Origin of the sequence: Bradyrhizobium sp. CSA207 (assembly GCF_029051685.1) — a bacterium.
Taxonomy (GTDB): domain Bacteria; phylum Pseudomonadota; class Alphaproteobacteria; order Rhizobiales; family Xanthobacteraceae; genus Bradyrhizobium.
The window spans coordinates 75,031-92,054 of sequence record NZ_JAACFT010000006.1; the positions used below are offsets into that span (position 1 = coordinate 75,031).

Consider the following 17,024-nt stretch of genomic DNA (forward strand, 5'->3'; position numbering starts at 1 on the left):
AATGCGTGCGCGGCGCTCCGAGCAGCTCGACAGCTGGCTGCTGGTGGCAGCCACGACCGTGTTCGTGCTGACCGCGGAACGGTATTTCCAGGAGTCCGGCCTGATCCGGCCGGGGCCGCCGCGAGACCACCGTAACAGTGAGGCAAATTCGCCCGAAACGAGTCCGGCGGGCGCAGCGACGCAGCCCGGCCGCGGCCGCCGCGCCAAAAGCCCGTTCGCGATCCCCTGGTCGGGCTGGAAGGATGTTTTCTGGCGCACCTATCAGCGCATCGACGAGGATCGCCTGCTCGCCACCGCGGGCGGCGTCGTCTTCTTCGGGCTGCTTGCGGTGTTCCCCGCCATAACCGCGCTGGTCTCATCCTACGGTCTGTTCGCCGATCCCTTGACGATCAGCGCCAATTTGCAGACGCTGGCGATGATGCTGCCCGAGGGCGCGTTCCAGATCGTCGAGGAGCAGGTCGGGCGCGTGGTGTCGAACGGCAATACGGCGCTCGGCGTCACCTTCCTGTTTGGACTTGTGCTCGCGATCTGGAGCGCCAATGCCGGCGTCAAAGCCATCTTCGATGCCCTCAACGTCGCCTATGAGGAGCGCGAGAAGCGCAGCTTCATCCGGCTGAACATGGTGTCGCTGGCCTTCACGGTCGGCGGCATCGCGGCGCTGCTGCTGATGGTGGGCACTGTGGTCGCCTTCCCGCTCGCGCTCAACCATCTCGGCCTCGCGCCCGAAAGCAAGCTGATCATCGCTCTTGCGCGATGGCCGGTGCTGTTCGTCATTCTCCTTGTGGCGCTTGCCGTTCTCTATCGCTTCGCGCCCAGCCGCGACGCTCCGCGCTGGCAATGGCTGAGCCTCGGCGCGGTGACGGCCGCCATCCTCTGGATCGCCGGTTCGGCGCTGTTGTCCTGGTATCTCTCGGAATTCGCCAATTACAACGCCACCTACGGCTCGCTCGGCGCGGCGATCGGCCTGATGATGTGGATGTGGATGTCGGCGATCGTCATCATGTTCGGGGCCGAGCTGAACTCGGAGATCGAACGGCAGACCCTGCGGGACACGACCACCGGGCGGCCCAAGCCGCTCGGCAGCCGCGAGGCCGTCTCCGCCGACACGGTCGGCGCCACCGCGCCATTTTGATTGCGGGTGGTCAGGCTCAACCTGCTGCGGCCGAGCTGCCACGCGTAAGCGGCTGCTATCCCCTCGAATCAACAATGATGTTAAGGTCCGCTGGCTTGGGGAGCATGAGACGTCACGGCGCCGGACCAAGGCCCGTGCTTTCCCGGGGATGAGGCAGTCAGCACTTGAGGCGTAACGCGCGGCATGATTCGCATTTCGACGATCTTCATCGCCATCTGCATGGTTCTGGTCGCGGCCTCGCTCGGGCTGGTCCTCTACTCGGTCGCCGGCATCAGCGGAACCGAATCCGCCATCGTGGCGCTGACCGCGCTGACCTTCCTGATCCTCTACAACGCGGTGTCGATGCGGCTGCGTGACCGCAGCGACGTCGGCGGCCAGATCGCCGACCTGTCGCGCGGCACCGCCGACCTCGCCCGCCAGGTGGCCGAGTTCGGCCGACGGCTCGCGGCGATCGAGGGGCGCATCGCCTCGTCCAATTCGACCAATTCCGACCGCATCCAGTCGGTGGTCGGCGAAATCAACGAGCTCGGCGGGCTGGTCAGGCAGCTCGCCGCCACTGTATCGGCCCATGAAGACCTGCTGGCCGACGGGACGCCGGCTCCTATCCCGGTGGCGAAGCCGGAACCGGAAGCGCCGATCGACTTGATGACAATGGGCGAGGAACGGCCGGTGATGGCCGAGGAAAGGCCGGTCACACCGTCTTCGCTCACGGCGGCGCCGAGGCCTGCGGCTGCGCCGACGGTCCATGCCCCTGCTGGCGGACGCAACCAGACCCAGATGCTGGCCACTCTGCGTAACGCGATCGACGAGAACCGCATCGACATCTTCCTCCAGCCGATGGTGACGCTGCCGCAGCGCAAGGTGCGATTCTATGAAGCAGTGACGCGGGTGCGCGACGAGCGCGACCAGCTGATCGCCGCCGAGGAATTCATCAGCATCGCCGAAGCCTCCGGCCTGATCGGGCGCATCGACACCATGGTGATGCTGCGCTGTGTGCAGGTGCTGCGCCGGCTGATGGTGCGCAACAAGGAGGTCGGCGTGTTCTGCAACGTCGCCGCCTCCACGCTCGGCAATTCCACCACGTTCGCGCAATGCCTCGACTTCCTCGAAGCCAACCGGGCGCTGGCGCCCTCGCTGGTGCTGGAGTTCAAGCAATCGACCTTCCGCAATCTCGGCCCCGCCGAGACCGAGAATCTCGCCGCGCTCGCCCAGCGCGGTTTCCGTTTCTCGATCGACCACGTCACGGATTTGCGGATCGAGCCGCGCGAGCTCGCCGACCGCGGCGTGCGCTTCATCAAGGTACCGGCCACGCTGCTGCTCGACCCCAGGCAGGCCTCGACCTCCGACATCCACCCGTCCGATCTGTCGGACCTGCTCGGCCGCTTCGGCATCGATCTGATCGCCGAGCGGATCGAGGGCGAGCGTGCGGTGGTCGACCTGCTCGACTTTGATGTGCGGTTCGGCCAGGGTTTTCTGTTCGCGCCACCCCGCCCATTGCGGCCGGAGGGGGCATCTGCTACCGGCGGAGCCTCGCCGACCCAGGCGCAGGACACTCAGGGATCCAATGGCTCCGGGACACAAAGCTCAGGCGCGACGTCGGCTGCGTCTCCGCCGCAGCGTATCACCGGCAACGCGGCGCTCGCGCGCCGCGTCTGACGGGCCGCGCGCATCATGACCACGCTGCATTTCGCCGAAAGCCTGCGTGAGCTCGTGGGCGGTGTGGACGTCGTGCTCAGCGACATCTGGGGCGTGGTCCACAACGGCCTGGAATCCTTTCCCGAGGCCTGCGAGGCGTTGCACACCTATCGCAGCCGCGGCGGTACGGTGATCCTGATCACCAATGCGCCGCGACCCGCCGACTCCGTGCAGCGGCAATTGCGCAAGCTTGGCGTCGCTGACGAGACCTATGACGCGATCGTCTCTTCGGGCGACCTGACGCGGCTCTATGTCGCCGACCATCCCGGGCGCAAGATGTTCTGGCTCGGGCCGGAGCGCGACAACTCGATCTATCGCGGCCTCGATGCCACGCTCGCACCGATGGAAGAGGCCGACTACATCGTCTGTACCGGCCTCTATGACGACGAGACCGAGACGGCGGAAGACTATCGCGGCATGATGCTGAAGGCGCGCGAGCGCAAGCTGACGCTGATCTGCGCCAATCCCGACATCGTGGTGGAGCGCGGCGACCGACTGATCTATTGCGCCGGCGCGATCGCCGAGCTCTATCGCGAGCTTGGCGGCGAGGTGATTTTCTACGGCAAGCCGCACCGGCCGATCTACGAGCGTGCGATGGTGCTTGCCGGCGAACGCCAGGGCCACCAGATCGATCGCAAGAAGGTACTGGCGATCGGCGATTCCGTCCGCACCGACCTCACCGGCGCGCGCGAATTCGGCATCGACTGCCTGTTCGTCACCCGCGGCATCCATTCCGAGGAATTCGAAGGCCTCGACCAGCTCGATCCGGCTTCCGTGGCGGAATTGTTCGGCCACCCGCCGAAGGCGCTGATGCGTGAATTGAAGTGGTGACGGCTTAGCTCTGAGCTAAGAGCCGCTATGCCCGGGCTTGACCCGGCCATCCACGACCTCCTTTCCAGCTCCAAGAACGTGGATGCCCGGGACAAGCCCGGGCATAACGACACTGGTGAAAGCTGTAAGTCCGGTTGGGCGGCGCTTTACGCGCTCGCCATGTCCGGGAAGACCGCCTCGATCTTGGTCTTCAGCGTCGCCGCGTTGAACGGCTTGACGATATAGTTATTCACTCCGGCCTTCTTGGCCGCGATCACGTTCTCGGTCTTGGATTCCGCCGTGATCATGATGAAGGGCGTGGTGGCGAGGTTGGGATCGGCCCGCACTTCGCGCAGGAGGTCATAACCCGTCATCGGCTCCATGTTCCAATCGGAGATCACAAGCCCGTATTTCTTGCCACGCATCTTGTTGAGCGCCGCTGAGCCATCGCTGGCATCGTCGATGTTATCAAAGCCAAGCTGCTTCAGCAGATTCCTGATGATACGGATCATGGTGCTGTAGTCGTCCACCACCAGAACCGGCATCGACAAATCAACCGCCATCTCGACTCCCCCAAACGCAAACCAAGGAATATTACGATCGGACCTGCCAGGACGGAGCCCAGCGGTTCCACGGTCAAGGACTAGCACCAAGGCGTTAAACAGCGCGTTAATTGGGGGGGCCCAGTAAAGATTGAAATCGTGTTCGATGCCGACACATCCGCCCGCTTGACTTCATCCGGCCGGTCACGCCACGGTCCCGATCCGTCCTGCCGGTTCGAGAAATTCCCCTGATGGCCCCGCATTTTACCGTTATCCGCGACACCACGCCGGATTCCGCGATTCCGCGGGGCGCCGTGGTCGCCATGGGCAATTTCGACGGCGTTCATCTCGGCCACCGCGCGGTGATCGCGGCCGCCCTGGAAATGGGCCGGACGCATGGCCGCCCTGCGCTGGCATTGACCTTCGAGCCGCATCCGCGCCGGTTTTTCAGCCCCAACACCCCGCAATTCCGCCTGACGGACGAGCCGGCGAAGCTGCGGCTGCTGGCCGGCACCGGGCTTGCCGGCGCCGTGGTCATGACCTTCGACAAGGCTCGCGCCGGGACCACCGCGCAAGATTTCATTCACCATGACCTGATCGAGCGCCTCGGGGTGAGCGGCATCGCGGTCGGCTACGACTTCCATTTCGGCAAGGGCCGGGTCGGCTCGCCGAGCCTCCTGGTCAACGAGGCGCCTCGACTCGGCATCGAGGTCGACGTCCAGCCGCACGTCGATATCGACGAACGGCCAGTCTCCTCCAGCGCCATCCGGATCGCACTCGCCGAGGGCCAATTGGACGAAGCTACCGCCATGCTGGGCGCGCCCTGGTTCATCACCGGCGAGGTCATCCACGGCGAAAAGCGTGGCCGCGACCTCGGTTATCCCACCGCCAACATCCGGTTGGACGCCAATTGCGGCCTGAAGCACGGCATCTATGCGGTGCGGGTCGGCCGCGGCACCGAGCGCCTGGACGGGGTCGCAAGTTTCGGCCGCCGTCCGACCTTCGACAATGGCGCGCCCCTTCTCGAAATCTTCCTGTTCGACTTCAAGGGCGACCTTTACGGGCAGGCGCTGGACTGCGCCTTTATCGGCTTCATCCGCGAGGAGCTGAAATTCGACAATCTCGAAGCCCTGATCCGCCAGATGGATAACGACTCCGCCCGCGCCCGCGCCATGCTGGCCGCCGCGCCAGATGCGTTTCCGGCGCTGGGCGTCATCGATTGAGGCTCAAAACCGGCCTGCCGGGCCTTTGCGCTTCCCCGATCCGGCTGCTATGGAGAGCCCATGTTTGCGCGGTGCATCATAGGGATTAGCGGCCCGGCTTCCGCCTGAGCCTTTTGGCTCGGCGCAAGACCGGGATGTTGTCGTTTCACCCCGCGATTCCAGTCGAGCATCTGTTCCCGCGCCCTTCCGAGCCAGTCAGCCTCATGTCCGAAAAGCCGCAAAAGTCCCAAAAGTCCGAACTCAAAGACTATTCGAAAACCCTGTTCCTGCCGCAGACGGAATTCCCGATGCGCGCCGGCCTGCCCCAGCGCGAGCCGGAGATCCTCAAGCGCTGGTACGAGATCGGCCTCTACGAGAAGCTGCGCGAGAGCGCAAAGGGCCGCAACAAGTTCGTGCTGCATGACGGCCCGCCCTATGCCAACGGCAACATCCATATCGGCACGTCGCTGAACAAGATCCTGAAGGATCTCGTCACCAAGAGCCAGCAGATGCTCGGCTTCGATTCCAACTACGTTCCGGGCTGGGACTGCCACGGCCTGCCGATCGAGTGGAAGGTCGAGGAGGAGCACTATCGCAAGAAGGGCAAGCAGAAGCCCGACTTCCGCGACAGTGCCGCGATGATCGACTTCCGCAAGGAATGCCGCGCCTATGCGACGCATTGGCTTGGCGTGCAGCGCGAGGAATTCAAACGCCTCGGCGTGATCGGCGACTGGGATCATCCCTACGCCACGATGACGTATCCCGCAGAAGCCCAGATCGCGCGCGAGCTGATGAAGTTCGCCGCCAACGGCACGCTCTATCGCGGCTCCAAACCGGTGATGTGGAGCGTGGTCGAGAAGACCGCACTCGCGGAAGCCGAGGTCGAATACGAGGACTACACCTCCGATACGGTGTGGGTGAAATTTCCGGTCACCTCGCCTGCACATGGCGCGCTCGCCTCCGCAAGCGTCGTGATCTGGACCACCACGCCCTGGACGTTGCCGGGCAACCGCGCCATCTCGTTCTCGCCGAAGATCGCCTATGGCCTCTATAAGGTGACAGACGCGCCGGCCGACAATTGGGCCAAAACCGGCGATCTCCTGATCCTCGCCGATGCGCTCGCCGAAGAGGTGTTCAAGCAGGCGCGCGTGACGGCCTTTGAGAAAGTTCGCAACATCCCTAGCGACACCATGGACGCGATCGAATGCGCCCATCCCCTCAAGGGCCTTGCCGGCGGCTACGAGTTCATCGTGCCGCTACTTCCGGGCGACCATGTCACCGACGATACCGGCACCGGATTCGTGCATACGGCGCCCGGCCATGGCCGCGAGGACTTCGATGCCTGGACGGCGCAGGCGCGCGATCTCGATGCCCGCGGCATCAACACGGCAATCCCTTACACGGTCGACGAGAATGGCGCCTACACAGATCATGCCCCTGGCTTCGTCGGCAAGCGCGTCATCAACGACAAGGGCGAGAAGGGCGACGCCAACGAGGCGGTGATCAAGGCGCTGGTCGAACGCGGCATGCTGCTCGCGCGCGGCCGGCTGAAGCACCAATATCCGCATTCCTGGCGCTCCAAGAAGCCGGTGATCTTCCGCAACACGCCGCAATGGTTCATCGCGATGGACAAGGACATCGCCCAAGGCGGCAAGTCGAAGAGCGGCGACACGTTGCGCGCCCGCGCGCTGCACGCGATCTCGGTCACGCAATGGGTGCCGCCGTCGGGCGAGAACCGCATCAACGGCATGATCGAGGCGCGCCCCGACTGGGTGATCTCGCGCCAGCGCGCCTGGGGCGTGCCGATCGCCGTGTTCGTGCGTGAGAAGGGCGACGGCACCGCTGAGATCCTTCAGGATGAGGTCGTCAACGCCCGCATCGGCGAAGCCTTCGAAAAGGAAGGCGCCGACGCCTGGTACGCGCAAGGCGCGCGCGAGCGGTTCCTGGGCGCGCGTGCGAACGAAGACTGGCAGAAGATCGACGACATTCTCGACGTCTGGTTCGATTCCGGCTCCACGCATGCCTTCGTGCTCGAAGATCCCGTGCACTTCCCCGGCCTTGCCGGCATCAAGCGCAAGGTCGACGGTGGCAAGGACACCGTGATGTACCTCGAAGGCTCGGACCAGCATCGCGGCTGGTTCCACTCCTCGCTGCTGGAAAGCTGCGGCACGCGCGGGCGGGCGCCCTACGACATCGTGCTGACGCACGGGTTCACCCAGGACGAGCACGGCCGCAAGATGTCGAAGTCGCTCGGCAACACCATCGAGCCGCAGGTCGTCATCAAGGAATCCGGCGCCGACATTTTGCGGCTCTGGGTCGCCGCCTGCGACTACACCGACGACCAGCGCATCGGTCCGGAGATCCTGAAGAACACGGTCGAGACCTATCGCAAACTGCGCAACACCGTGCGCTGGATGCTCGGCACGCTGCATCATTACAAGCCCGCCGACGCGGTCGCGCTCGCCGAGATGCCGGAGCTCGAACGGCTGATGCTGCACGAGCTCGCGGTGCGAGCCGCCACCATCCGCAAGGCCTATCAGGAATTCGACTACAAGACGGTGGTGGCGACGCTGTCCGCCTTCTTGAACAGCGAGCTCTCCGCATTCTATTTCGACATCCGCAAGGACACGCTCTATTGCGATCCGCCGTCGTCGCTGACGCGCAAGGCGGCGCTGACCACGATCGATCAGCTCTGCAACGCGATCCTGAAATGGCTGGCGCCGGTCCTGAGCTTCACCGCGGAGGAAGCCTGGCGGATGTACAGGCCTGATGCCGAGCCTTCGGTGCATCTGACCCAGTTCCCGGAAGGCCTCGAAAAGCTCCGCGACGACAAACTCGCCGCGAAATGGGAGGCGATCCGCAACGTGCGCCGCGTCGTCACCGGTGCGCTCGAGCTCGAGCGTGCCGCCAAGAATATCGGCTCGTCGCTGGAGGCGTCACCGGTCATCTATGTCGCCGATCGCGACATGCTGGCGACGCTGTTCGACACAGATCTCGCCGAGATCTGCATCACTTCGAACTACGAGGTGCGCGAGAGCGAGGCGCCGGCGGGCGCGTTCCGTCTCGATGCCGTACCCGGCGTCGCCGTCGTGGTGGAGAAGGCGCAAGGCACCAAATGCGCCCGCTCCTGGAAGATTTCGCCGACGGTCGGCGAAGACCCAGAATATCCCGACGTCACTCCGCGCGACGCCAAGGCGCTGCGCGAATGGAAGGCGCTGGGGGTGGGGGTCTGATCCCGAACATGACCCCGCTCCACGCTGGCATCCTCTCGGCTGTGATCACGCTCGTGGCCGACCAGGCCTCAAAGCTCTGGCTGCTGAACGTATTCGATCTGGCTCGTCGCGGCGCGGTGAAGGTGACGCCGTTTTTCGACCTGGTGCTGGCCTGGAACATCGGGATCAGCTTCGGCTGGCTCCAGAACGACAGCCAGGCGGCCCAGTTCGCGCTGATGGCCGTCAAGGCCATCGCGGTGGTGGCGCTGGCGATCTGGATGGCCTGGTCGCGCACCTTCCTTGCGACCGTCGCGCTGGGGCTGATCATCGGGGGGGCCATCGGCAACAGCATCGATCGCCTCGCCTATGGTGCGGTGGTCGATTTCGCCCTGTTTCACGTCGAGATCGGCGGAAATACCTTCAACTGGTACGTCTTTAACCTCGCCGACGTGGCGATCGTTGCTGGCGTGGCGGCGCTATTGTATGATTCCTTCCTGGGGGTACCCGCCGCAAAAGCGCCCTGATCCCGGCTGATACGGGCCGGCAGGCGGAACCTTGCCCTGCGGGGTCGGCCGCGCGCGACGCGGTCATCTGCCACAATTTGGAACAGGTACAGTGATGCGTAGCTCCGAGACCAGCGTTTCGATGGTTCGAGATCCCCGGCAGGGGTTCTGGCGAGCACTGAAATTGTCCGCTGTCGCGCTCGGCATCGGTCTCGTCATGTCGGCGGGCGCGGCCCGCGCCGGCGACGACGAGGACGATGACGACATGACCTTCGAAGAGAAGCTCATCGACAATCTGATGTCCGGCATCGGTGCCAAGAGCATGGAGAAGCCTGGCATCGAATACCGCGAGCGCTCGCCGCTCGTCGTGCCGCCCAAGCTCGACCTGCCGCCGCCGGCTGCGACCGAGGCCAACGCTGCGCCGAACTGGCCGAAGGATCCCGACGAGAAGCGCCGCAAGGAAGCCATCGCCGCGCGGAAGAAAGCGACCAAAGCGACGGAGAGCTGGCAGGCCGGCCGGCCGCTCTCGCCGAGCGAGATGAACGCGGCCAGGACGGCCGCACCGTCCCGCCAGAGCAACGACCCGGTCCAGCCCGGCAACAGCACCAATAACCCGACGCTCAGCCCCGCCCAACTCGGATATACTGGCGGCCTGTGGAAGCTCTTCAAAGGGAGCGACCCCGAGTCCAAGCAGTTCACGTCGGAGCCGCCGCGCCAATCGCTGGTGGAACCTCCGCCGGGATATCAGACGCCATCGCCGAACTATGCCTATGGCTCCGGGCCGGATAATTCGAAGCGAACTTACTTCGACGTCATGTCCGGCAAGGAGAAGGAGCAATAACGCTCCTGTCCCGCAGCAAGGTTCGAGGGGCGAACCGGACGATGCCGGTCCGCGCGGGCCGGACGTGGCCCATGATTGCTTGGCCCATAATTGCTTGGCCCATGCTTGCTTCGAGTTAATTGGCGTTCCCTGCTTCGTGACGCGAAGCGTCAGCCGCACGGTGTACGATGCCGTGCCTCCGAGCCGGACATCCGTGCTCGGCTTTTCATAAGGATCATGATGTCCCCTTACCGATCGGCTGCCCGCCTCCTTGCCGCGCTGCTTTCGACGAGTGTCCTTTCGGCCGGCGCTGCCCTCGCCCAGACCACGGTGACATCGGCCCCGCCCGCCAGCTTCACGCTCAGCAACGGCCTCCAAATCGTGGTGATTCCGGACCACCGCACCCCCGTGGTCACGGAGATGATCTGGTACAAGGTCGGCTCGGCGGACGAGACGCCGGGCAAGTCGGGGCTCGCCCATTTCCTCGAGCACCTGATGTTCAAGGGCACGGACAAGCACCCGGTCGGCGAATTCTCCCAGACCGTGCTTCGCGTCGGCGGCAACGAGAACGCCTCCACCTCAGTCGACTACACCAACTATTACCAGCGCGTGCCGCGCGAGCAGTTGCCGACCATGATGGAGTTCGAGGCCGACCGCATGACCGGCCTGATCCTCAAGGACGAGAACGTGCTGCCGGAACGCGACGTCGTGCTCGAAGAGTACAACATGCGCGTCGCCAACAATCCCGACGCGCGGCTGAACGAGCAGATCATGGCGGCGCTCTACCTCAACCATCCCTACGGCCGGCCCGTGATCGGCTGGCACCAGGAGATCGAGAAGCTCGATCGCGAGGATGCGCTCGCCTTCTACCGCCGCTTCTACGCGCCCAACAACGCCATCCTGGTCATCGCCGGCGACGTCGAGGCCGCCGAAATCCGTCCGCTGGTCGAGCGCAATTTCGGGCCGATTGCAGCCCAGCCGGCGATCCCGGCGCGGCGCATCCGCCCGCAGGAGCCAGATCCGGCCGCGCCGCGCACCGTCACACTGTCGGATCCGCGCGTCGAGCAACCCAGCGTGCGGCGCTACTATCTGGTGCCCTCGGCCGCGACCGCCGCAGCCGGCGAGAGTGCCGCCCTCGACGTGCTGGCGCAGTTGATGGGCAGCGGTAGCAATTCCTATCTCTACCGCGCCCTCGTCGTCGACAAGCCGCTCGCCGTCTCCGCCAACGCCAGCTATTCAAGCATCTCGCTCGATCCGACCCAGTTCGCGATCTCGGCCGCGCCGAAATCCGGCGTCAGCTTCGCCGAGGTCGAGCAGGTGGTCGACGGCGTCATTGCCGACCTCGCGCAGAACCCGGTCCGCGCCGAGGACCTGGAGCGGGTCAAGACCCAGCTCATCGCGGAAGCGATCTACGCCCAGGACAACCAGGCGGTGCTGGCGCGCTGGTATGGCGGCGCGCTGACCACGGGCCTGTCGATCGAGGACATCAGAAGCTGGCCGGACCGCATCCGCGCGGTCACCGCCGAACAGGTTCGCGCCGTCGCACAGAAATGGCTCGAGAAGAAGCGCTCGGTAACGGGCTATCTGATCAAAGACACTGCTAGCACCAAGCGCGAGGAGAAGCGTTCGTGACCTATCCTTTTGCTTTCTCGCGCGCGCGGCGCATCGCATTGTCCGTTGCCACCGGCGCGGTGCTCACGCTGGCCACGATCTCGCCGTCACAGGCGGCCGCAAAGATCCAGCACCTGATCTCGCCGGGCGGCATCGAGGCCTGGTTCGTGCAGGATGCGACCGTGCCGCTGATCGCCATGGAATATTCCTTTGCCGGCGGCTCGGCCCAGGATCCCAAAGACAAGTCGGGCGTCGCCAATCTGGTCGGCGACCTCCTCGACGAAGGCTCCGGCGATCTCGACTCCAAGACGTTCCACGAGCGTCTGGACCGTCGCGCCATCGAGCTGTCCTTCAGCGCCACCCGCGACAGCTTCCGCGGCAGCCTGCGCATGCTGCGCGACAACAAGGACGAGGCCTTCGACCTGTTGCGGATGGCTCTGACCTCGCCGCATTTCGAGGCAGCCGATGTCGAGCGCATCCGCTCCCAGGTCATCTCGGGGCTGCGCCGCGAGACCACCAATCCGTCATCGCTGGCGAGCCGCAAATTCCTGGAGGTCGCCTTCGGCGATCATCCCTATGGCCGGCAGACCAACGGTTCGCTCGACAGCGTGCCGACCATCACGGTCGCCGACATGAAGGACTATGTCGGCCGCGTGCTAGCCAAGGACGGACTGAAGATCGCCGTGGTCGGTGACGTCGATCCGGCCACGCTCGGCAAGCTGCTCGATCAGACCTTCGGCGCCCTGCCCGCCAAGGCCAGTCTCGTGCCGGTGCCCGACATCGAGGCAGGCAAGCCGCCGCAGCGCGCCTTTGTGCCGCTCGACGTACCACAGACGGTGATCACCTTCGGCGGACCCGGCGTGAAGCGCAACGATCCGAACTTCATGGCGGCCTATGTCGTCAACCACATCCTCGGCGGCGGCGGATTGTCCTCCCGGCTCTATCGCGAGGTGCGGGAGAAGCGCGGGCTGGCCTATTCTGTGTTCGAGTCCCTGCTGTGGATGGAGCATTCGGCGGTCTTCATCGGCAACACCGGCACGCGCGCCGACCGCGCCGGCGACACCATCGATGCCATCGAGAAGGAGGTGCGCCGCATCGCCGAGGAGGGCCCGACGCAGAAGGAGCTCGACGAGGCCAAGTCCTATCTCAAGGGCTCGCAGATGTTGGCGCTGGACACCTCCTCCAAGCTCGCGCAGGCGCTGCTGCAGTACCAGCAGGACAAGCTGCCGATCGACTACATCGAAAAGCGCAACGCCATCGTCGATGCGGTGACGTTTGACGACGCCAAGACGGCCGCCAAGTGCCTGTGGGGCCAGGGGCTCCTGACCGTCGTCGTCGGCCGTGCGCCGCAGGCAGCGGCGCAACCAGCGGCAGCGGTGCCCAAGTCGAACTGAATGTCGAACTGAGGTCTTCCCTACGCGTCCTGAAATGGCCGGGCTCGCCGGCCATTTGCGTTTCTGGCGCCATTGCCGAACCTGGATGTCCGGGATATGTCCGGGCATCACGAATGGTGCCACCATGCTGCGGATATCCCGCGATCTCGTCATCGACGAGGACGATATCGAGATCGGCTTCGTCCGCGCCTCCGGGCCCGGCGGGCAGAACGTCAACAAGGTCGCGACCTCGGCGCAACTGCGCTTCGACACGACCAAGCTGACCTTGCCGGAGGATGCGCGCTTGCGCCTCGCCCGCCTCGCGGGCCAGCGTATGACCAAGGACGGCGTGATCGTGATCCAGGCGCAGCGCTTCCGCACCCAGGAGCGCAATCGCCAGGATGCCATCGACCGGCTCCTCGAGATCCTGCGCGAGGCCATGGTCCGGCCGACGCCGCGGCGCGCGACGCGGCCGACCTTTGCGTCCAAGCAGCGCCGGCTCGAGGGCAAGAAGCACCGCAGCGACGTCAAGGCAAAGCGCGGCCGCGGTTTTGACGACTGAGCGATCGGGCCCGGCCTGACGCGTTTGGTGACCATCCAAACAAAAAAGTCGAAAACAACCCCATGCACAGTAGCCGGCGATGGTCGGCGCTATGCCCTGTGGTTTTGCGTAACTGTCTGACATGTCGGGCAGATCGGCGGCACGGCAGCATCCTCGGCGCGCCGGGACGGGGCGTGCCGTTTCGACGCGGAATTGCAATCCGGACAACCAGACTAACCTCCGGCCGCGGGGGCGACCGGAGGTCTGTCGTTTCGCGGAAGACTAGTAACGCTTGCCTGGGGCGGCACCGCCCGACGTGGAATCGTCCGCGGTCCCTTTGTGCGTAGCGCTGCCCGTGGTGCCGGCCGAGCCCTTGGTGCCCTTGGTCGACTTCATGCCCATCTTCTCGCCCGCTGCGCCCGGCTGCGCGTTCAATTCCTCATCGTCGCCAGCCGCTGCGCCGCCCTGAACGCCCTTGCTCTGCACGCCGCCACGCGCCTTGGTGTCGGAGGAGACGCCTTGCGCCAGGACGGGGCCCGCGAGCAAGGCCGAAAGCGCGCATGCGATCACTGAGGTCTTCACTAACTTCATCCATTTCTCCTGGATTTTGTTCGCGATGAGCGGCTGGTGTTTTTCGCCGTTCGCCTGGACTGGACCGTCCCATCGCGCAGAGAGACGAACGGCGCAGTCGCTATGCAACCCGGATCGTGTGGTCATCGTTGAGGGATTTCGCGGCGGTTTCGCGGAATTGTGCTCCTCATATGCGGCGGCGCGGAACATCTACGCGTGCCGTGAACCCGGCGTGCCCTCGCAACGGCTGCAACGAAACAACCCGCTAATAGAAGGAAATCTGATCGTCACCGCCACCGCATCCGCATGGACGAATGTGGCGGGAAGGTTCGCGTGCGGCCATCCTTCGAGACGCCCGCCTACGGCGGGCCCTCAGGATGAGGTCGGATTTTGCGGCGAGATATCAGACCCTTATGGTGAGGAGCCCGCCAAAGCGGGCGTCTCGAACCATGCAGGCCGGACACGTTCGGCAGCTTCCCAGAAGTCATATGCGATGCCTGACCAGGGAGCAGTTTGTGAAGGGTTTCGGACGCCGGCCCTCACGGCTTGTGGCACCGCCAACCATTGGGCCGGCATCCAAAACCCTTCGCAGGAGCGGAAATCCAATCGTACACGATGACTTGCTGCAAGTTCGGCATCTTGCCCAAGCCCAAAGCACGTCAGGAGGAGGAATGGTTGTCGCCGCGGAATATTGCCGCGTGGCGCTTTGCAAACTGCTCGAACCGCGTTGGCTCAACCCCGAAGGCCTCATGCGCTCCGAGGTTGATATCAGATTCCGGATGCCTCCGTCGTTCGGCCGCTTGTTCACTGAGCGCGTCGATCATGAATGGAGGCAGACCGGCAGCTGCCATCGCGCGGCGGTGCTCTTCGGCATCGATCGGTTGATAACGAACGGGTTTGCCAATGGCATCGCCGATTATTTTGGCGATCGCCGCCATGCTCAGCGCCTGCGGTCCGGTAATGTCCAGTGATAGGTTCTCCCGACTATCGCGCGTCAGCACAGCGAACGCGATCTTTGCGACATCGATAATGTCAACGGGAGAGAGTGCCACTTCCTCGTGCGGGAGGAAGAGCATGCCTTTTTGTGCAATCGTCGCGGACGCCCGGAGATAAACCTGCATGAATTGGGCCGGACGCAGATGTGTCCAGGATGCACCGGAGTTCTCGAGATAGTCCTCGATTTCTTCGTGCATGCGGGTGAAGGGAAATTTTGCCGCGTCGAAGCCGATCCCGGACTCCTTTCCGGAGAACTTGACGATACGACGCACGCCCGCCGCCCGACAAGCGTCGATGAAGCTGGTTTGAGTGGCGACCATTGTCGCAGTGGAACTGGAGATCATCATGGCTTGGTCGATCCCCTCCAGCGCAGGTCCGAGGGTCTCGGGACGGGCCATGTCGCCCTCTACGACTTCGACTCCCGGCAATTTCGCGATCACGTCCGCCTTTATGCGATCACGAACGAGCGCACGTACCGGCACCTTGTTAAGAGAGAACTCGCTTACGATGGCCGATCCACTCAGGCCGGCTGCCCCGGTAATCAAGATCATGTCCGCTCCATGAGGAAGTAATGGTTTGGATTTGACGGTAGAGGGACCCCAAAAGATTCCCGGCCAAAAATATATTTGCATCGCGAGGGAATCTTTCGCAGCTCGTCATACGTCTTCGCCGTGGGACCTTCCAAATCAGGAAACGAACCTACGATGTTTAAGCTTGTGCAATATCGCGTGAAGCCTGAAAAAGTTGAAGAGAATCAACGCCTGATCGTGGGCGTCTTTCGCGAACTGGCCGCGCGCGCACCAAAAGATGTAGAGTATCTTGTCTTTCAGCTGGACGATGGCACGTTTTGCACGTTTTGCCATCTGGTCTCTGACCCGTTGGAAGTGCTGCAAAAGCTGAGTGCTTTTGCAGCCTTTCAGCATAATGGCGACGCGAGGCGCCTGACAGTTCCCGTCCAGAACAGAGCAGGCATCATCGGCAACTATCGCTTTCCTGTCGAAAGAAAGTGACCCTTGGTGGCAAGTCCTGGCAAAACCAACTTGCGCGGACAGAACGGTGCTGACGACCTCCACGGGGTGTTTGCGACGCTTAGGCCAAAGCTGCACCGGTACTGCGCACGGATGACCGGTTCGGTTATCGATGCCGAGGATATCGTGCAGGACGCGATGGCCAAGGCCGTCATGTCGTTGCGCGAGCCAGTCATGGTACGCAATACCGAAGGCTGGATCTTTCGTATCGCCCACAATGCTGCGCTGGATTTCTTGCGTCAGCGTACCCGGCAGCAGAAAACATTTGCAGATGAGCACCTCTCGGTGGTTGCTGATGACATTGACAGGGTACAACAGCGTCAATTGGCGGCGGCTGGGCTGCGGACCTTCATGCGTCTGTCGGCGGCCGAGCGGAGCGCGGTTGTTCTAATGGACGTTCTCGGCTATTCGCTCGAAGAGATCGGCGGCATAACCGAGAGCAGCATCCCTGCCGTCAAGGCCGCCCTTCATCGCGGTCGCCAGCGGTTGCGAACCATCAAGCTGGAGCCGGATGACCGGCCGCCGCCGACGCTGTCTGCCGCAGAAAGGACACGCCTTTCAGCCTATGTTGACCGGTTCAATGCCCGTGATTTCGATTCCGTTCGGGATATGCTGGCAGAGGACGTTCGCGTGGAGCTCGTTGGAAGAACGCGGCTGCGCGGCGCGGAAGCCGGTCGGTACTTTGGAAATTACGAGGGGATATCCGATTGGCATCTCCGCTTGGGAGTCGTTGAAGGCCGCCTTGCGGTAATCGTGACCGATCCTGCAAAGCCTGACGGGCCGCCCAGCTATTTCATTCTTCTGGACTGGCGGTTTGAGCAGGTCGGCCGTATCCGCGATTTTCGCTACGTTGGTTACATCACGGAGTCTGCGGATATCTCATTTTTGACCCGCCCCCACGAACCGCGGACGCTGAGCTGAACGGCTGCTTCGGGTCACAAGCAGCCGATGCCAACCAAACGGGCAACTTTCAGTTTGCTCTGGGAAGC

Annotated in this window: 15 protein-coding genes; 12 read left to right on the forward strand and 3 right to left on the reverse strand. The window is 63.9% G+C overall.

Going from position 1 to position 17,024, the window contains the following annotated elements:
- The first annotated feature begins 1 nt into the window (after position 1).
- From GWG65_RS08205 to GWG65_RS08215, 3 genes are all read left to right on the forward strand, one after another.
- The gene (locus tag GWG65_RS08205; RefSeq protein WP_275194864.1) at positions 2-1,132 is read left to right on the forward strand and encodes a YihY/virulence factor BrkB family protein; all 1,131 of its coding nucleotides are present in this window, start codon (positions 2-4) and stop codon (positions 1,130-1,132) included.
- Between the two features lie 183 nt (positions 1,133-1,315).
- The gene (locus GWG65_RS08210; RefSeq protein ID WP_275194865.1) at positions 1,316-2,788 is read left to right on the forward strand and encodes an EAL domain-containing protein; all 1,473 of its coding nucleotides are present in this window, start codon (positions 1,316-1,318) and stop codon (positions 2,786-2,788) included.
- Positions 2,789-2,803: 15 nt separating this feature from the next.
- On the forward strand, positions 2,804-3,658 hold the full coding sequence (locus GWG65_RS08215) for a TIGR01459 family HAD-type hydrolase (RefSeq protein WP_275194867.1): 855 nt from the start codon (positions 2,804-2,806) through the stop codon (positions 3,656-3,658).
- Between the two features lie 146 nt (positions 3,659-3,804).
- Here GWG65_RS08215 and GWG65_RS08220 read toward each other — a convergent pair whose 3' ends face one another.
- Positions 3,805-4,200 carry a response regulator gene (locus GWG65_RS08220; RefSeq protein ID WP_027551917.1) on the reverse strand — a complete coding sequence of 132 codons (396 nt, stop codon included), beginning with the start codon at positions 4,198-4,200 and terminating at the stop codon, positions 3,805-3,807.
- A 230-nt stretch (positions 4,201-4,430) separates the two neighbouring features.
- On the opposite strand from GWG65_RS08220, the gene GWG65_RS08225 reads away from it, so the two are divergent.
- The 7 genes from GWG65_RS08225 (at position 4,431) to arfB (ending at position 13,462) form a co-directional block, all read left to right on the forward strand.
- On the forward strand, positions 4,431-5,402 hold the full coding sequence (locus tag GWG65_RS08225; RefSeq protein ID WP_275194870.1) for a bifunctional riboflavin kinase/FAD synthetase: 972 nt from the start codon (positions 4,431-4,433) through the stop codon (positions 5,400-5,402).
- A gap of 203 nt (positions 5,403-5,605) precedes the next feature.
- Complete coding sequence (gene ileS, locus GWG65_RS08230) at positions 5,606-8,614, forward strand: isoleucine--tRNA ligase (RefSeq protein ID WP_275195128.1); 3,009 nt, start codon at positions 5,606-5,608, stop codon at positions 8,612-8,614.
- Between the two features lie 8 nt (positions 8,615-8,622).
- A complete protein-coding gene (gene lspA, locus GWG65_RS08235; protein ID WP_275194871.1) occupies positions 8,623-9,117 on the forward strand; it encodes a signal peptidase II in 495 nt (164 codons plus the stop codon).
- A gap of 94 nt (positions 9,118-9,211) precedes the next feature.
- Positions 9,212-9,937 carry a hypothetical protein gene (locus GWG65_RS08240; RefSeq protein WP_275195130.1) on the forward strand — a complete coding sequence of 242 codons (726 nt, stop codon included), beginning with the start codon at positions 9,212-9,214 and terminating at the stop codon, positions 9,935-9,937.
- Positions 9,938-10,156: 219 nt separating this feature from the next.
- Entirely contained in the window at positions 10,157-11,548 is a 1,392-nt protein-coding gene (locus GWG65_RS08245) for a pitrilysin family protein (RefSeq protein ID WP_275194872.1), read from the forward strand.
- Positions 11,545-12,921 carry a pitrilysin family protein gene (locus GWG65_RS08250; protein WP_275194873.1) on the forward strand — a complete coding sequence of 459 codons (1,377 nt, stop codon included), beginning with the start codon at positions 11,545-11,547 and terminating at the stop codon, positions 12,919-12,921. The genes GWG65_RS08245 and GWG65_RS08250 overlap by 4 nt, the downstream gene beginning before the upstream one ends.
- A gap of 124 nt (positions 12,922-13,045) precedes the next feature.
- Positions 13,046-13,462 carry an alternative ribosome rescue aminoacyl-tRNA hydrolase ArfB gene (gene arfB / locus GWG65_RS08255; protein ID WP_275195131.1) on the forward strand — a complete coding sequence of 139 codons (417 nt, stop codon included), beginning with the start codon at positions 13,046-13,048 and terminating at the stop codon, positions 13,460-13,462.
- 261 nt (positions 13,463-13,723) lie between these two features.
- Here the strand turns inward: arfB and GWG65_RS08260 are convergent, their stop codons facing one another.
- A complete protein-coding gene (locus GWG65_RS08260) occupies positions 13,724-14,032 on the reverse strand; it encodes a hypothetical protein (protein ID WP_275194875.1) in 309 nt (102 codons plus the stop codon).
- A gap of 638 nt (positions 14,033-14,670) precedes the next feature.
- On the reverse strand, positions 14,671-15,558 hold the full coding sequence (locus GWG65_RS08265; RefSeq protein ID WP_275194876.1) for an NmrA family NAD(P)-binding protein: 888 nt from the start codon (positions 15,556-15,558) through the stop codon (positions 14,671-14,673).
- 153 nt (positions 15,559-15,711) lie between these two features.
- Here GWG65_RS08265 and GWG65_RS08270 point away from each other — a divergent pair, with 153 nt between their 5' ends.
- Together GWG65_RS08270 and GWG65_RS08275 are read left to right on the forward strand one after the other, a co-directional pair.
- Positions 15,712-16,017 carry a hypothetical protein gene (locus GWG65_RS08270; RefSeq protein ID WP_275194877.1) on the forward strand — a complete coding sequence of 102 codons (306 nt, stop codon included), beginning with the start codon at positions 15,712-15,714 and terminating at the stop codon, positions 16,015-16,017.
- 30 nt (positions 16,018-16,047) lie between these two features.
- Positions 16,048-16,956, forward strand: coding sequence for a sigma-70 family RNA polymerase sigma factor (locus GWG65_RS08275; protein ID WP_275194878.1), 909 nt, complete (start codon positions 16,048-16,050; stop codon positions 16,954-16,956).
- Positions 16,957-17,024 lie beyond the last annotated feature (68 nt).

What these genes read in the sequence shown, in the direction of transcription:
- GWG65_RS08205 (WP_275194864.1), top strand. Translation starts at nt 2, where the DNA reads ATGCGTGCGCGGCGCTCCGAGCAGCTCGACAGCTGGCTGCTGGTGGCA.
- GWG65_RS08210 (WP_275194865.1), top strand. Translation starts at nt 1,316, where the DNA reads ATGATTCGCATTTCGACGATCTTCATCGCCATCTGCATGGTTCTGGTC.
- GWG65_RS08215 (WP_275194867.1), top strand. Translation starts at nt 2,804, where the DNA reads ATGACCACGCTGCATTTCGCCGAAAGCCTGCGTGAGCTCGTGGGCGGT.
- GWG65_RS08220 (WP_027551917.1), bottom strand. Translation starts at nt 4,200, where the DNA reads ATGGCGGTTGATTTGTCGATGCCGGTTCTGGTGGTGGACGACTACAGC.
- GWG65_RS08225 (WP_275194870.1), top strand. Translation starts at nt 4,431, where the DNA reads ATGGCCCCGCATTTTACCGTTATCCGCGACACCACGCCGGATTCCGCG.
- ileS (WP_275195128.1), top strand. Translation starts at nt 5,606, where the DNA reads ATGTCCGAAAAGCCGCAAAAGTCCCAAAAGTCCGAACTCAAAGACTAT.
- lspA (WP_275194871.1), top strand. Translation starts at nt 8,623, where the DNA reads ATGACCCCGCTCCACGCTGGCATCCTCTCGGCTGTGATCACGCTCGTG.
- GWG65_RS08240 (WP_275195130.1), top strand. Translation starts at nt 9,212, where the DNA reads ATGCGTAGCTCCGAGACCAGCGTTTCGATGGTTCGAGATCCCCGGCAG.
- GWG65_RS08245 (WP_275194872.1), top strand. Translation starts at nt 10,157, where the DNA reads ATGTCCCCTTACCGATCGGCTGCCCGCCTCCTTGCCGCGCTGCTTTCG.
- arfB (WP_275195131.1), top strand. Translation starts at nt 13,046, where the DNA reads ATGCTGCGGATATCCCGCGATCTCGTCATCGACGAGGACGATATCGAG.
- GWG65_RS08260 (WP_275194875.1), bottom strand. Translation starts at nt 14,032, where the DNA reads ATGAAGTTAGTGAAGACCTCAGTGATCGCATGCGCGCTTTCGGCCTTG.
- GWG65_RS08265 (WP_275194876.1), bottom strand. Translation starts at nt 15,558, where the DNA reads ATGATCTTGATTACCGGGGCAGCCGGCCTGAGTGGATCGGCCATCGTA.
- GWG65_RS08270 (WP_275194877.1), top strand. Translation starts at nt 15,712, where the DNA reads ATGTTTAAGCTTGTGCAATATCGCGTGAAGCCTGAAAAAGTTGAAGAG.